This window comes from Streptomyces vinaceus (assembly GCF_008704935.1).
Taxonomy (GTDB): Bacteria; Actinomycetota; Actinomycetes; order Streptomycetales; family Streptomycetaceae; genus Streptomyces; species Streptomyces vinaceus.
On sequence record NZ_CP023692.1, the window covers coordinates 7059098 to 7073635 of the forward strand.

Consider the following 14538-nt stretch of genomic DNA (forward strand, 5'->3'; position numbering starts at 1 on the left):
AGCCACCGCCGAGGGGCGGGCGGTCCCCGACACGGGCGCGACGCGTTGCGGTGCGACTGGTTGGGCGGGGTACGGCAAGGCGGGCTCCCGTGGTGCGGTCTGGGCCAGTGAGCTGTCCTCCGGCTCGGGCCGCCGCCCGCGCGGCCGGCCACGGAGGGCCGGCCGCACGGGAGCGGCCTCGTCACGGCCGTCAGACGGTGGGCGTCTCCACCTGCGGCTGGGCGCAGGAGGACGAGCCCTGACAGGAGCAGGAGCCCCAGGAGGCGCCGTTCTCGGGCAGCGCGGCGGTGTCGCTGAGCGCGGTGACGGTCAGCTCGCTGAGGTCGAGGTCGAGGTCCAGGTCGTGGTCGTCGTACCCGGGGGTGGCAGCGTTTTCGGACATGCGGATTTCCTCTCGTTTCTGAGGGATTGCGGTACCGCGAAGACGGCGTCGGCTGGCCGGCGCCCGCGGGGGACGGGCGAAGTGCCCCTGAGGAACAGATGGTTCGTGGTCGGGTCCATCTGGGTGAGCGGGTGGCGCAGAACGAGTCTCCGCGCAGTCGGGATCGACGGCAACTGCCCGTGTCACGTTGGCGAGTTGTCTCGTCATGTCCGTCACTTCACCCCTGACCACCGGTCTCTTTCCGACACCAGGAAGGGCGGCGCCCGCCTCGGGGAGCGACGGCCGTCACCGCTCGTGGTCACGGGCAGGGCGGCCGGAAGGGGCGGTTCCGTCGAGTGGCGCGGGATGCCGGCGGCCGCTCCGCACCGCCGGCGCGAGGCATGGTGTACCGGCCAATCCCCCCTCGCGACGTCAGCCGCCCCGGCGCTCCCGCCGGCCACGCCCGGTCCGCCGTGTCACCCATACCGCCTGATTCCGGGGCGCCCGGCCCCGGCCGTCGGCGTGTGCGCGCACCCGCGGCCCGGGAGTGCAGCACGCTTCCTCGGCGGGCGCATCGTGCGCACACGCGAACACCGCAGTCCCGATCGAAGGGAGAAACCATGAGCGGAGCCGAGATGTCCAGGACCGGTTCCCTGGCCGCTTCACCCGGAACACGCGTGGGATCAGGCCCGGCGCCCGTGCGCACCGGGTCCGTACGCGCCGGTTGGCCCCTGTACGAGTTCGCCCTGACGGCGATGCTGATGTTCGCCGTGGTGACGGTCATCCGCTGGGTACTCGATCCGGCTTCCCCGTTCTTCCTCGCCGACTTCCAGCAGGCCCTGCTCGTCGTGGGCGCGCTCACCGGGGCGATGGTCTGCGGACTGATCCTCTCCCCCTGGGGGCGGCTCTCGGGCGCGCACATGAATCCCGCGATCACGTTCGCCCTGTGGCGGCTGAAGTTCTTCCCGGGCCGGACCGTGGTGGTGTACGTCTTCGCGCAGCTGTGCGGGTCGCTGGTCGGGACGGTGCTGGCCCGCCTGGCCTGGGGGCCGGCGGTCGCGCGGGTCGGCTACGGCGCGGTGGCCGCGGCCCCGTCGTGGGACGGCTGGGCCGTCTTCGCGGCCGAGGGCGCCTGCCTGGTCCCCGTCACGCTGATGATCGGCTTCTTCCTGGCGCACCCGGCGCGGGAGCGGTGGTTCCCCTGGGTCCTCGCGGTCCTCGTCTGCGCGATCATCGCCGTTCTGGGCCCGCTCAGCGGCGGGGCCGCCAACCCCGCCCGGCAGTTCGGACCCGCCCTGATGTCCGGAACCACCGCCTACCTCTGGATCTACCTCGTGGCGCCGGGCCTGGGAGCGGCCCTGGGGGCGGCCGCCCACCACCGGATGACGGCCCCCTCGTACGGGTACGGCCGATGACGTTCGGTGAGATGCGGGTGCCCTGGGGGTGAGCCGCCCCATAGGGCCCACGTCACATACGAGCCGGGTTAGTAGTTTCCGCGGGGCGGCCGCCGGCGCCCTCGCGCCCGCTGCGGCCTGAGGGAATCCCGTCGACACAGGCGGCGGCCGCGGGCGCGCCGCTGCGAGGTCCACTAGTAGGTGGGGTCGTTGCCAGGGGGTGGGGGCGTCGGTAGAACTGGACGAGTCGCCGGGCGGCACGGGTGATGCACCCCGCCGCCGACGAACCCCTCTCCACCGCGTGAGTGGCTCACGCATGCCCCTGGCGTGCGGCGACCGCCCTTGTCCCCGTCGGAAGGTTCCCTCCGTGTCGAAGTCCGTCATTCGCAGCATCGCCGCTTCCAAGAAGGCCCTGGCCGGCTCGATCGTCGCCCTGGGCGTCGCCGGCACCATGCTCGCCACGGTCCCCGCCCAGGCGGCTCCGACGAGCGCCAAGGCGATCGCCCAGCAGATGATCAAGGACCCGGCGCAGTTCGCGGCGTTCAACAACATCGTTTCCCGTGAGAGCGGCTGGAACCACACCGCGACGAACGCCTCCTCGGGCGCCTACGGCCTGGTCCAGGCCCTGCCGGCCTCGAAGATGGCCTCCGCCGGTGCCGACTGGAAGACCAACCCGGCCACCCAGATCAAGTGGGGCCTGGACTACATGAACTCCCGCTACGGCAGCCCCGTGGGCGCCTGGAACTTCTGGCAGACCCACCACTGGTACTAAGCCACCAGCGGGCAGCACCCCAGACATTCCCGAAGACGCTCGGCCGGACCCCCGGCCGGGCGTCTTCCGCATACCCGGGGGGCGGAACCCACCCGTTCGATGAGGATCAGCTCAGCTCCGTGCCCGCCTCGGCGAGGGGGACGAGGAGGCGGTCGTACCCCTTGCGAACTCCTGGGCCGGGATGCGCCGCCGACGGCGCGGCCGGGGCGCCGGTCGCGCGCTTGCTCAGCCGTTGCGGTGTCCCGCGGCCACCAGGCCCGATTCGTAGGCCGCGATGACGGCCTGGGCGCGGTCGCGGACGCCCAGCTTCGTGAAGACGCCGGTGATGTGGTTCTTGACCGTGGAGACGCTGATCTCCAGGCTCCCGGCGATCTCCGCGTTGTCGAGCCCGCTCGCGAGCAGCTGCCAGATCTCCAGCTCGCGGGGCGTGAGCCCGTTCGGGGCCGTCGGCGCCGGGCGCGGGCGCGCGGGGGACCGTACGTACGTGGAGATCAGCCGGGTGAGCAGGCGGGGCGCGACGGCGGCCTCCCCCGTGTGGACCGTGTGGACCGCGGCGATGAGCTCCTCCGGCGAGATGTCCTTGGGGAGGAACCCGTACGCGCCGGCGCGCAGGGCGGCGACCACGTACTCGTCCATGTCGAAGGTGCTGAGGGCCAGGACGCGGGATTCGGGCCGCGTCCGCGCCAGCTCCTCGGTGGCCTGGACCCCGTCGAGGACCGGCATCCGGATGTCCATGACGACCACATCGGGGCGCAGCTCGTGCGCCAGCGCGACCGCCCGGGCGCCGTCCTCGGCCTCGCCCACCACCTCGAACGCCGGGTCGGGCGCCAGGATCAGGGCAAGGCCCCGCCGTACCAGAGGCTGGTCGTCGGCTATGAGCACACGGATCATCCGCGGCAGTCCTCTCGCTGTCCCCCCGGGTCGCCCGCCGGGAGCCTGGCCGCCACCCTGAAACCGCCGCCGTCGCACGAGCCGGTTTCCAGGGTGCCGCCTTGCAGCGCGACGCGTTCCCGCATTCCGATCAGACCGTACCCGCTGCCGGTTGCGGTCCGCGAAGCCCCCGTCCGCGCGCCCCCCGCGCGTGAGGCCGCGGGCCGGGCGCCGCCCGCGCCGTCGTCCCGTACCTCCACCTCGACGCCGTCCGGCCCGTACGTCAGCCGTACGTGCGCACGGGCGCCGACCGCGTGCTTGCGCGCATTGGTCAGGGCCTCCTGGACGATCCGGAACACCGTCAGGCCGACGGTCGGCGGCAGCGGCCGGGCGGCGCCCCGCACGGTGAACTCGGTGGGCGTGCCGGCGAGCCGGGACTCGGCGATGATCCGGTCGAGGTCCCCGGTCCCGGGCTGCGGCGCCGCAGGGGCCTGCTCCGGTTCCTCCCCGGCCCGCAGGACGTCCAGGAGCTGGCGCATCTCGCGCAGCGCCATGCGCCCGGAGCCCTCCAGCGTGACCAGCGCCTCGCGGGCCACGTCCGGGTCGTGCGCGAGGTTGGCGCGGGCGCCGCCGGCCATCAGCTGCATGGTGGTGATGTGGTGCGCGACGATGTCGTGCAACTCGCGTGCGATGCGCCGCCGTTCCTCGGCCACCGCCCGGTCCGCCAGCAGGGTGCGCTTCGCCTCGGCGTCCCGTTGCCAGCGCCGCACCACCAGCCCGGTGCCGACGACGAGCACCACCGCGACCGTGTTGCCGAGCAGGCCGGTCAGGACGGACGGGTCACCGTAGCCGCCGCTGATCACCGTGACCGGTACGGTCGCCACGGCGGCGGCCGCCGTGACCACTGGACCGCGCAGGCGGGTCACGGTGTAGAGCGCGACCATGTAGGCGGCCGAGAAGTGCGGGCCCTGCGGGGTGGTCAGGTTCAGCGCGGCGCCGAGCGCGAGGACCGCGCACAGCACGGTCACCGGCCTGGACCGGCGGGCCAGCAGGCAGGGCGCGGCGAGGACGACGAGGACGAGGGCCCGCACGGTGAGGGGCCGGCCGTCGTCCGCCGCGCCGAGCGAATAGCCGATCAGGTCGTTCACGGCCGCCCCGATGGCCACGAGCGCGTCATTGCGGGTCCAGTCGAAGACCGGCCCGCGCGCCTTCGCCCCGTCGTCGCCCGTACGGCCCCCACTGCGTATCGGCATGCCCGCCGGTCCCCCTCCGTCACCGGCCCGCCGGATCGTTCCGGGGCACCGCCATTCGCGTACGGAAACCATTCTCGCAGCGGTGGCGGGGCGCTCCCCGGACCCTGAGGGGGAGGCCGGACCAGGACTCCGGTCCTGGTCCGGGGGGTGCGCCGGACCCCGGTCCCGGGCTCGGGTTCCTCCCGGGCAACGACGTTTCACGGCGCGGGCGCTGATGAGCTGGACGACGTCCGGGAATCCCCGGTCGATCCAGTTACGGAGGACCCCCTTGATCCGCGCCCTGACCGGCTTCGCCACCCGAAGTCCCTGGAAGGTCATCGCCCTCTGGGCGGTGCTGGGCATCGCCATGACCGTCCTCGGCCAGGCCTTCCTCTTCCGCGTCACGCAGCCCAGTACCGGAGAGTTCCTGCCCGCCACCTACGATTCGGCGGCCGCGCTGAAGGTCGCCGAGGAGCACTTCGGGGCCGAGCCCGACGCCAATCCGCTCACCATGCTGGTGGCCCGGGCGGACGGGGCGAAGCTGACCGACGCCGACGAACGCCGGATCGACGACGAGGCCGCGAAGCTGGCCCGGCGCGAGGTGGCGATGCCGAAGCCGAAAGACGCGCCGCCGTTCACACAGGACCATTCACAGGTCCCCCGGGTCAGTCCGGCGATGACGGCACCGGACCGGAGCTTCCGGCTCCTGGCGGTCGAACTGACCGGCAATCCCATGGACCCCGGCATGCAGGACCTGTACCGGGCCTTCCGGGACCACGCCCGGGCCGATTTCGCCGAGGCCGGGCTGCGGACCGGGTTCACGGCCGGACTCGCGGACACCGTGGACAGCGCCGATGCCGAGAAGACCCGCTCGACGGTGGTCGGCATCGCCATGCTCGTGGTGATCGTCCTGCTGCACGTCCTGGTGTTCCGCAGCCTCCTGGCCGCGCTGCTGCCGCTGCTCGTGGTATCGGTGATCGGCGGCGCGGCCGCCGGTGCGGTGGTCGGGGCCTCGCTGCTCACCGGCATCCAACTCGATGCCTCCACACCGCAGTTGATCAACGTGGTGCTGATCGGGATCGGGATCGACTACTTCCTCTTCCTGCTGTTCCGCTTCCGCGAGCAGCTGCGCACCAGGCCCGAGCAGACCGGGCGCGCGGCGGCGGCCGAGGTGGCCGGCCGGGTGGGTACCGCGGTCACCTCCGCCGCGCTGACCATCGTCGCCGCGTTCTCCACCCTCGCCGTCGCCTCCTTCGGCCAGTTCCGCGTGCTGGGACCCGCGATCGCCGTATCCGTACTGGTCATGCTCCTGGGCAGCCTCACTCTGATGCCGGCGCTGCTCGCCGTCACCGGGCGCAAGATGTTCTGGCCCTCGCGCGGCCTGCGCCGCGAGCCCGCCGAGGGCATGGCCGGGCGGATGGGCCGCCGGGTGGCGAAGCGGCCGGTGACGATGGTGCTCGCCTCGCTGGCACTGCTCGGTGCGCTGGCGGCGGGCCTGGCCGGGATGCGCATGGACTACGGAACGGGCGGCGGGGGAGACGAGAAGACGGCGTCGGCCCGCACGGCGGCCGAGATCTCGCGCGCCCTGCCCGCCGGAGTGTCCGACCCGACCACCGTGTTCGTCACCGCCTCCGGCGGCGGCCCGGTCGACCCCCGGGCGCTCGGCGGACTGTCCAAGGCGCTCGCGGCGGTCGACGGCGTCGGCCAGGTCGCCCCGCCCGTACCCAGCCAGGACGGGAAGGCGGTGCGGATCGACCTCTTCCTGACCGCCGACGCGCACGGACAGCAGGCCCGTGACCTGGTGTCCGGGCCGGTCCGGGACACGGTCACCGCGCACCGGCCCGACGGCACCGAGGCACACGTGGGCGGCACGGCAGCGCTCTTCGCCGACATCTCCGCCGCCGTATCCGGCGACCTGAAGCTGGTCTTCCCGGTGGCCGCGGGCCTGATCGCGCTCATCCTGATCCTGCTCCTGCGCAGTCTGCTCGCACCACTGGTCCTCATGATCTCCGTAGGCCTGGCCTTCGCGGCGACTCTCGGCGCCTCGGCGCTGGTCTCCGAGGACCTCCTGGACCGGCCGGGGGTGAACTTCATGCTGCCGCTGGTGCTGTTCCTGTTCGTGGTCGCGCTGGGCACCGACTACAACATCCTGATCAGCGACCGGATACGGGAGGAGATGGAGAAGCCCGGTCCGGCCCGGGCGGCCGTGGCCCGGGCCGTACGGCACACCGCTCCGGCGATCGCGACGGCGGGCCTGGTCCTGGCCGCCTCGTTCGGGAGCCTGGCCGTCAACCCGAATCCGGGTACGCAGGAGATCGGCTTCGCCACGGCGCTCGGGATCATGCTGTCGGCCTTCGTCCTGTCCATCGTGCTGGTCCCGGCACTGGTCGCGCTGCTGGGCCGCTCGGTGTGGTGGCCGGTACGGCCGCGCCGCGCCGACGACCGCACCGCCGGGCACCACGGGCACGACCGGCACCACGGGCACAACGGTCCCGCGGAACACGAGGAGCGGTCGCTGCCGGTGGGCTGACCGGGACGCAGGGGCGGCGTCCGTGATCCTTGGAGCATGCGCGCCGCCCGCCTGATCCGTATGGCCCTCCTCATCCAGTCCAGCCCCGGCCTGACCGCGGCCGCCCTCGCCCGCGAGCTGGAGGTGTCCGAGCGGACCGTGATCCGCGACGCCCAGGCCCTGCAGGACGCCGGCATCCCGGTCAGGTCCGAGCGCGGCCGGGTCGGCGGCTACTTCCTGGCCCCGGGCTACCGGACCCGCCTCACCACCTTGAACCCGAGCGAGGCGGAGACGCTGTTCCTGTCGGGGCTGCCGTCGGCCCTACGGGACCTCGGGCTGTCGGCCGCGGCGGACACCGCCCGGCTGAAACTGACCGCGACCCTGCTCCCGTCCCTGCGCGAGGCCGCCCGGTCGTCGGAACGCCGCTTCCACCTCGACGCCCCGGCCTGGTTCCGCGAGCCGCCCACCCCGGACGTGCTGCCGGAGCTGGCCCGCGCCGTATGGGCCGACCGGGCCGTCGAGCTCTCCTACGCGCGACCGGGCCGCGACGGCGCCACGCCGGCTCCGGTGTCCCGGGTGGTGGAGCCGTACGGACTCGTCCTGAAGGCCGGCACCTGGTACGTCGTGGCGCGCGTCCCCGGCGGGGCGGACCTCGACGGCGGCTGGCGCACCTACCGCGTCGACCGCGTCACGGCCCTGGCCCCCGCCCCCGGGCGGGACGAGCCCTTCGTACGCGACCCGGCCTTCGACCTCGCCGCCCACTGGGAGGAACGATCCGCCGCCTTCGCCCGCACGCTGCTGCGCACCACCGTCCGGGTGCGGCTCACCGCACGCGGACTCGGTGCCCTGCCCGGCGTCGTCGACGGGGCCGCCGTCACGGACGCGCTGGCCTCCGCGACGGCCCCGGACTCCGCCGGGCTGGTCACCCTGGACCTGCCCGCGGAATCCGAAGAGGTCGCCTACGACCAGCTGGCCCGGCTCGGCGCGGACGCCGAGGTACTGGCCCCGGCCAGGCTGCGCGCCCGCTTCCACGAGCGCGCGGCGGCCCTGGCCGCCCTCTACGGAGCGATGGAACCGGACGATCAGCGGTAGTCCTCGGCCGAGCCCTCGTGCCCGCCGTACACGACGTCCTCGAAGTACGCCCAGACGTCCGGCCGGCTGCCGTCCACGTCCCGCACCCCGTACGTCCTCGCGAGCTCACTGCTGGACGTGGACTTGCCGTTCCACTTCTCGGCGCGGTCCGGGTCGGCGGCCAGCGCCGCGACCGCGCGGGCCAGGAACCACGGGGACTCCGCGATCGCGAAGGCCGGATCCGTCGCGACGGCGTCGCGCCAGTTCTCCTCGCTCACCCCGAAGTGGGCGAGCATCTGCTCCGAGCGCAGGAAGCCCGGCGAGACCGCGACCGCCGCGCCCCCGTACTCCGCCAGCTCCTGGCCCAGGCCGAACGCGAGCCGGATCGGGGCGTTCTTCGCCAGGTCGTAGTACATGTTCTCCCGGTAGCGACGGTTGAAGCGCGCGGTGCCGTCGGTGACCTCCACGTGCAGGGGCGCGTCCGAACGGATCAGCAGCGGCAGCAGCAGGGCCGCGGTGATCACGTGGGAGCGGGCACCGAGCTCCAGGATCCGCAGGCCGTCGGCGAGCGGTGTCTCCCAGCTCTTCTTCCCGAACACCGAGCGCGCCAGGAGGTGTTCGCCGCCCCACAGGTCGTTGATCAGGATGTCGAGCCGTCCCCGCTCCCGCTCGATCCGCTCGGCGAGGGCCCGTACCTGCTGCTCGTCGAGGTGGTCGGTGGGCACCGCGATGCCGACGCCACCGGCCGCGGTGACGAGCTCGGCGGTCTCCTCGATCGTCTCCGTCGTCCGGCCGACTTCACTGGCACGGGTACGCGTCGTGCGCCCGGTGACGTACACGGTCGCTCCCGCCCGGCCCAGCTCGACGGCCTGGGCCCGCCCCGCACCGCGCGTGGCCCCCGCCACGAGTGCGATCCGGCCGGCGAGCGGGCCCGCCGGAGCGTCGCGCCCAGTCCGGTCCGCGTTCTGTTCGGTCTTGTCCTCGTTCTCCATGGGATCCATCGTTCACGTCAAACCTGACAGAACCCGTCACCTTTTCCCGTCCACCGCACCCCGCCGTTCGGTACAGGTGGTCGCGGTGGCGGGCGCGTGCGTGCCGTCGCCGGGGAACGTGGCGGTGTAGCAGGCGTCGTCGTCCTGTTTGCCGCGTACCACGCACGCGGCCCGGCCACGGCTGTCGGTCGTTTCGGTGCACCAGACGTGCGAGTCACCGGCGAACAGGATGCTCTGGCCCGCCAAGGGCCGGCCGCCTGCGGTCAGCCGGGCCTTGAGGGTCGGGCCGCGTTCGCCCCGGACGCCGGATGCGTCCCTCCCGTGGCCGTTGCCGTGGCCGCGGTGCTCCTCCGTCAGCGTCAGAGAGGTCGGGGCCCCACCGACCCCCCTCGTCGCCGTCGCCACCCCCAAGGGGATGTCGAAGCCGCCGATGGTGTCGGTGACCGTGCGCGTGGCGGTGTCGATCACGGAGACGGTGTTGTCCATGGAGCTGGTGACGTACGCCCGGGAGCCGTCCGGGGTGAGGGCCACGCCGAGCGGTTCCTCCCCTACGGGGACGGCGGCGATGACGGCCGGCGGGTTCGCCGCGGTATCGATCACCGATACGTCGTCCGAGCCGAAGTCGGCCACGTAGGCGCGGCTGCCGTCCCGGCTCACCGCCACGTCGGCGGGGCTCGTGCCGTTCCCGAGGGGCACGGTGGACAGGACGGTGTTGCTCGCGGTCTCGATCACGGAGAGGGTGCCGTCGCCGAAGTTGGTGACGTACACGCGGGTGCCGTCCGGGCTCGCCGCCACACCCTGCGGGAGCTGGCCGACGGGGACCGTGGTGAGGAGGGTGTTGTCGGTGGTGTCGACCACCGCCACCGTCCCGTCGAGGAGGTTGGCCACGTACGCGCGCGTGCCGTTGACGGCGATCGCCACGTCCTGGGGCCGGGTGCCGACGTGCACGGTGGCGATGACGGACGGCGGGATCGCGTCGGCGGCGAGCACCGTCATGTTGTTCGAGATCGTGTTGGTGACGTAGGCGCGCGTGCCGTCCGGGCTCACCGCCACGCCCACGGGGTTGTCACCGACGGGGACGGAGAGGGCGGCCTCCGCGGCGGGGACGACCAGCGACACGGTGTCCGACAGCCTGTTGGCGACGAAGACGCGGCTGCCGTCCGGGCTGACGGCCACGCCGTTGGGGTCGTCACCGACGTCGATGGTGGAGGTGACGGTGTTGTCGGCGGTGTCGATGACCGACAGGCTGCCCGCGAGGCCGTTGGCGACGTAGGCGAAGGTTCCGGCGGCCGGCACGGGGACCGGCTGCGTGGTCGCCGAGGCGCTCGGGACGACCGCCGCGGCCAGCAGCGCCAGCCCCGCGAACCCGGTCCTGGCCGGCGCCCACCACGGGCCCCCGCCCCCACCTCGCCGCGCCCGCCCCCGCCCTGGTGTGTCCGAGACCGCGATACCCGACATCCAACCTCCCGCAGCGCGCGACACCGACGTACGATCTTCTGCGCGGCCGACGCTAGGCAGCGCGAGGACACACGGCCCGGCTCCACGCGCGCGGACGGGGACCATACGGACCACCCGAATACCCCGAACGGCTCCGCGCCGGCTGCTCGGCGGTGCCGCTCGGCTCGTCGTCAAGCTCCGCGCACACCTCGCCCGCCGGCCTGCACGCGGTCGTTTGATCTTGTGGCAAGATCGCGGAATGTTGCGACTAACCGATTTCATTGTCGATTGCCCGGACACGATGAAGCTGGCGGCCTTCTACTCCGAGGTGACGGGGTGCCCGGTCAAGGCGAGCAGTAACGAGCACTGGGCCGGCATCCAGTTCGGCGCGATCGAACTGGCCTTCATCCAGGTGGAGGACTACCGCGCCCCGCAGTGGCCTGACAGCGAGCACCCCAAGCAGTTCCACATGGACTTCGAAGTGGACGACATCGAGGCCGAACAGTCCCGCGTCCTGGCCCTCGGTGCGACCCTGCTGAGGGACTGCATCGAATCCGACGGCTACGGCTTCCGCATCTACGCCGACCCCATTGGCCACCCCTTCTGCCTCTGCCGCAACAAGGGTGTCGTCTGGACCGATCAGGGCCCCGTCTGGCCCGAGCGCGACTCCTAGGAGCTGATGCCGTCGCCGGGCAGCAACTCGATCGGCTCGCGCAGGCGCAGCGCGGGCCGCGGTGGCCGTGGCTGAGCAACACGTATCCCGCGAGGGCCGGCAGGGCCGCGCCGAGCAGAGCTTGGAGTTGACCAGGCAGAGGGCGGTGACGTCGTAGCTGCCCGGCGTGGTGCCGGCCGGCACGGTGAGCTCGGTCTCGGACTCACCGGCGACGTCGGCCGTGACGGGCGCCGTTGCGCCGCCGCCCTCCCAGGTGGCGCGGATCTCGATGGGTCCGGGAGGGCGCGGCCGCAGCACGAGGCCGTCCCCAGTGCAGTGCTCGAACCCGTAGCCGCGGACGCGCACCGTGCTCCACGCGAACACCGTACTCAGCAGCACCGCGGTCAGCGTGCTTCCCATTGTCCCCCGCCCCGCCCCGCCTGCGCCGCCCCCGATGCCGCTCCTCGGCCGTCGCCGCCTGCGGGTCCAGCGCGACGTCGACGGGGGAGAACGGGCCGGGCCCGAGCGGCTGCCGGTGGGGGACGGGCGCGGCCGCTGCCGCGCGCGGTTACGGCAGGAGTTCGACGTAGCCGTCGGTTCCGTGGACGCGGATGCGTTGGCCGTCGCGGATCAGCCGGGTGGCCCGCTCCACGCCCACGACGGCCGGCAGACCGTACTCCCGGGCGATCACCGCGCCGTGCGTCATCAGGCCGCCCACCTCCGTCACGAGGCCCGCGATGGCGACGAACAGCGGCGACCAACTGGGGTCCGTGAAGGGCGTGACCAGGATGTCGCCCTCTTCGAGATCGGCGTCCGCCATGTCGAGGATCACGCGGGCCCTGCCCTCGACGGTCCCGGCGGAGACCGGTACGCCGGCCAAGGCGCCGGCCGGCACGTCGTCGCGCCGGTACGCCCCGGTGAGGGCTTCGCCGTCCGAGGTGAGCACCCGCGGCGGCGTGAGCGCGTGGTGGGCCCGGAACGCCTCCTCGCGCTCCCGGATCAGCCGGGGGTCGACCACCCGGTTCGAGCGCACGACGTCGTGCAGTTCCTGGAAGGTGAGGTGGAAGACCTCCTCCCGCTCACGGAGCACACCCGCCCGGACCAGGCGCCCGGCCTCCGCCAACAGGGCCTGCTTGTACAGGAAGTAGCGGCTGATGATGCCGTACTTGGGGTACTCGCGGTACCCGATGAAGGTTCTGACCCGGTCGATCATCGCCTTGGTCTCGTCGGCCTTCCGCTCGCCGTCCGGCAGCGCGCGCAGGCGGGACAGCACGTCCCGTTCCTTCTCCTGCGCCTTCCGCCGGCCCTGCTCGAAGCGCCGTTCGGCCGCGCCCGGTTCGAAGTTCCGCACGTTGTCGAGGATCACGGGCACGAGCGTGCTCGGGCGTTCGCGCCAGCGCGGCCTCGTGATGTCGATCTCGCCGACGCAGCGCATGCCGTACCGGTCGAGGTACGCCTCGATCGCGTCGCGCGCCTCCGCGCCGCCCGGGACCTTCGCCAGCTCCTCCAGGAAGTCCTCGTCCCGCGCGCCCTCCAGGTACGCCACCACCTCCGGATGCGGGCGGACCACGTCCGCGACGTCGAGCAGCGCCAGACCCATCTCGGACGTGATGTTGTCGGGGGCGGACAGCGTCAGCGTGTCAGCGGCGTTCTTCTCGCCCAGCCACTCCCACAGCGTGTCGTTGAGCCACCACGTGGCCTCCATCCCCGCCATGATCGCCTGAATGCTCAGCGGATCACTGAGCACGCGCTTGTGCTCCTCGAAGGCCTCCAGCAGGAAGTCGAAGAGCGCCGGTCCGCTCTTGCTCCTGATGTCGCGCTCCAGGGCGGCGATCGACGCCTCGCTGCGCTCGATCAGCCCGGCGACGAGGGCCGGATCGGTTTCGATCGGGGCGGGCGCACCGCCGCCGGGCGGCGGCCCGCCGGGCCCCGTGTCCGGGAGCGACGGGACGAAGCCCTCGCGTTCGAGGACGGTCTCCAGAGCGTCCCTGATCAGCGGATCGCCCTTCCCCATGGCCTCCAGGAGTCCGGCCCGGGCCGCGGGCGAGGCCAGGCGCCGGGTGACGTCGACGAACAGCCGCCCGCCGGCCTCGTGCATCGCCACCATGGCCGTCAGCTGCCACATGGAGTACCCCAGCGGCTTCATGGGGTCGGTCATCATCTGCCCGTGGCCGACGGAGACGTAGACGTGGTTCTCGTCGTCGTCGGTGACCGGGACGGGGAACAGCGTGGTGATCGGCCGGCTCTGCACGATCCGGAAATCGTCGTCGACCAGGCACCACTCGATGTCCTGCGGGCTGCCGAAGTGCGCTTCGATCCGCCGCCCGAGCTCCACCAGGCGCACGGCCTGCGCATCCGTCAGCGCCGGCAGCTCCTGCCGCCGCGCGTCGATCGCGACCTCCTGCGTACCGCCGTCCGGCAGGGGGGTCACGGCACGCCGTTTGACGGCGATCGTCCTGGCCACGACCTCGCCGTCCCGCACCTTGAAGACGTCCGGGTTCACCAGGCCGGAGACCAGGGCCTCGCCGAGCCCGAAGCCGGCGTCCACGGTGGCGACCTTGCGGTCGCCGGTCACGGGGTCCGCCGTGAACAGGATGCCGGACGACTGCGGGAAGACCATCCGCTGCACGACCACGGCCATGTGGACGCTGCGGTGGTCGATACCGGCCCGCTGCCGGTAGGTGACGGCCCGCTCGGTGAACAGCGAGGCCCAGCACCGGCTGACGTCCCGCAGGACGGCAGCGGCCCCCATGACGTTCAGGTACGTGTCCTGCTGGCCGGCGAAGGAGGCCGTCGGCAGGTCCTCCGCCGTCGCGCTGGACCGGACGGCGTACGCGGTCTGCTCACCGGGCCCGGCCAGCTCCTGCGAGATCGCCGCCGCGACGTCGTCGGGGATGGCGGTTTCCTCGATGGTCCGGCGGATCCGCGCACTGAGCGCGCGGATCGCCTCCCGGTCGCCGGGGTCCACGCGCGACAGCTCGGCGATCTGCTCGTCGAGCGACGGTGCTTGCGCCAGGATCCGCCGGAACGCGTCCGTCGTCACGCAGAAGCCCCCCGGTACGCGGACGCCCTCGATCCGCGACAGCCCGCCCAGGTGCGCGCCCTTGCCGCCGACGAGAGCGCCCTGATTCTCGCCGACCTCGTGAAGGGCCACCACGTACCGCCGGCTCATCGCGACACCTCCGAGACGGCCGCGCCCGTCCTCATCCCCGGGTTCCTTCCATACGCCGACAGCAACACACGCACGT

The 14538-nt window shown here is 72.9% G+C and carries 11 protein-coding genes; 5 read left to right on the forward strand and 6 right to left on the reverse strand.

Annotated elements, in window-relative coordinates:
- Positions 1-190: 190 nt before the first annotated feature.
- Positions 191-382 (reverse strand): thiazolylpeptide-type bacteriocin, encoded by a 192-nt coding sequence (locus tag CP980_RS31790; RefSeq protein WP_099888074.1) that lies wholly within the window; start codon positions 380-382, stop codon positions 191-193.
- A 656-nt stretch (positions 383-1038) separates the two neighbouring features.
- Here CP980_RS31790 and CP980_RS31795 point away from each other — a divergent pair.
- Positions 1039-1776 carry an aquaporin gene (locus CP980_RS31795; protein ID WP_229907450.1) on the forward strand — a complete coding sequence of 246 codons (738 nt, stop codon included), beginning with the start codon at positions 1039-1041 and terminating at the stop codon, positions 1774-1776.
- A gap of 346 nt (positions 1777-2122) precedes the next feature.
- Positions 2123-2527, forward strand: coding sequence for an aggregation-promoting factor C-terminal-like domain-containing protein (locus CP980_RS31800; protein WP_099888073.1), 405 nt, complete (start codon positions 2123-2125; stop codon positions 2525-2527).
- A 225-nt stretch (positions 2528-2752) separates the two neighbouring features.
- On the opposite strand, the gene CP980_RS31805 is transcribed toward CP980_RS31800, so the two are convergent.
- Together CP980_RS31805 and CP980_RS31810 are read right to left on the reverse strand one after the other, a co-directional pair.
- The gene (locus CP980_RS31805) at positions 2753-3418 is read right to left on the reverse strand and encodes a response regulator (RefSeq protein WP_150529708.1); all 666 of its coding nucleotides are present in this window, start codon (positions 3416-3418) and stop codon (positions 2753-2755) included.
- The gene (locus tag CP980_RS31810) at positions 3415-4650 is read right to left on the reverse strand and encodes a sensor histidine kinase (protein ID WP_132761478.1); all 1236 of its coding nucleotides are present in this window, start codon (positions 4648-4650) and stop codon (positions 3415-3417) included. The genes CP980_RS31805 and CP980_RS31810 overlap by 4 nt, the downstream gene beginning before the upstream one ends.
- A 268-nt stretch (positions 4651-4918) precedes the next feature.
- On the opposite strand from CP980_RS31810, the gene CP980_RS31815 reads away from it, so the two are divergent.
- Both CP980_RS31815 and CP980_RS31820 read left to right on the forward strand, forming a co-directional pair.
- Positions 4919-7159 carry an MMPL family transporter gene (locus CP980_RS31815; RefSeq protein WP_150529709.1) on the forward strand — a complete coding sequence of 747 codons (2241 nt, stop codon included), beginning with the start codon at positions 4919-4921 and terminating at the stop codon, positions 7157-7159.
- Between the two features lie 36 nt (positions 7160-7195).
- Positions 7196-8230, forward strand: coding sequence for a helix-turn-helix transcriptional regulator (locus CP980_RS31820; protein WP_150529710.1), 1035 nt, complete (start codon positions 7196-7198; stop codon positions 8228-8230).
- Here CP980_RS31820 and CP980_RS31825 read toward each other — a convergent pair.
- Together CP980_RS31825 and CP980_RS31830 are read right to left on the reverse strand one after the other, a co-directional pair.
- On the reverse strand, positions 8221-9201 hold the full coding sequence (locus CP980_RS31825) for an SDR family oxidoreductase (protein WP_150529711.1): 981 nt from the start codon (positions 9199-9201) through the stop codon (positions 8221-8223). The two genes, CP980_RS31820 and CP980_RS31825, sit on opposite strands and share 10 nt — an antisense overlap.
- A gap of 36 nt (positions 9202-9237) precedes the next feature.
- On the reverse strand, positions 9238-10659 hold the full coding sequence (locus CP980_RS31830) for a beta-propeller fold lactonase family protein (protein WP_167535910.1): 1422 nt from the start codon (positions 10657-10659) through the stop codon (positions 9238-9240).
- Positions 10660-10897: 238 nt separating this feature from the next.
- Here CP980_RS31830 and CP980_RS31835 point away from each other — a divergent pair, with 238 nt between their 5' ends.
- Positions 10898-11311, forward strand: coding sequence for a VOC family protein (locus CP980_RS31835; RefSeq protein ID WP_150529713.1), 414 nt, complete (start codon positions 10898-10900; stop codon positions 11309-11311).
- Positions 11312-11858: 547 nt separating this feature from the next.
- Here the strand turns inward: CP980_RS31835 and rph are convergent.
- A complete protein-coding gene (rph, locus tag CP980_RS31840; RefSeq protein WP_150529714.1) occupies positions 11859-14462 on the reverse strand; it encodes a rifamycin-inactivating phosphotransferase in 2604 nt (867 codons plus the stop codon).
- Between the last annotated feature and the right edge of the window lie 76 nt (positions 14463-14538).

What these genes read in the sequence shown, in the direction of transcription:
- CP980_RS31790 (WP_099888074.1), bottom strand. Translation starts at nt 382, where the DNA reads ATGTCCGAAAACGCTGCCACCCCCGGGTACGACGACCACGACCTGGAC.
- CP980_RS31805 (WP_150529708.1), bottom strand. Translation starts at nt 3,418, where the DNA reads ATGATCCGTGTGCTCATAGCCGACGACCAGCCTCTGGTACGGCGGGGC.
- CP980_RS31810 (WP_132761478.1), bottom strand. Translation starts at nt 4,650, where the DNA reads ATGCCGATACGCAGTGGGGGCCGTACGGGCGACGACGGGGCGAAGGCG.
- CP980_RS31820 (WP_150529710.1), top strand. Translation starts at nt 7,196, where the DNA reads ATGCGCGCCGCCCGCCTGATCCGTATGGCCCTCCTCATCCAGTCCAGC.
- CP980_RS31825 (WP_150529711.1), bottom strand. Translation starts at nt 9,201, where the DNA reads ATGGAGAACGAGGACAAGACCGAACAGAACGCGGACCGGACTGGGCGC.
- CP980_RS31830 (WP_167535910.1), bottom strand. Translation starts at nt 10,659, where the DNA reads ATGTCGGGTATCGCGGTCTCGGACACACCAGGGCGGGGGCGGGCGCGG.
- CP980_RS31835 (WP_150529713.1), top strand. Translation starts at nt 10,898, where the DNA reads ATGTTGCGACTAACCGATTTCATTGTCGATTGCCCGGACACGATGAAG.
- rph (WP_150529714.1), bottom strand. Translation starts at nt 14,462, where the DNA reads ATGAGCCGGCGGTACGTGGTGGCCCTTCACGAGGTCGGCGAGAATCAG.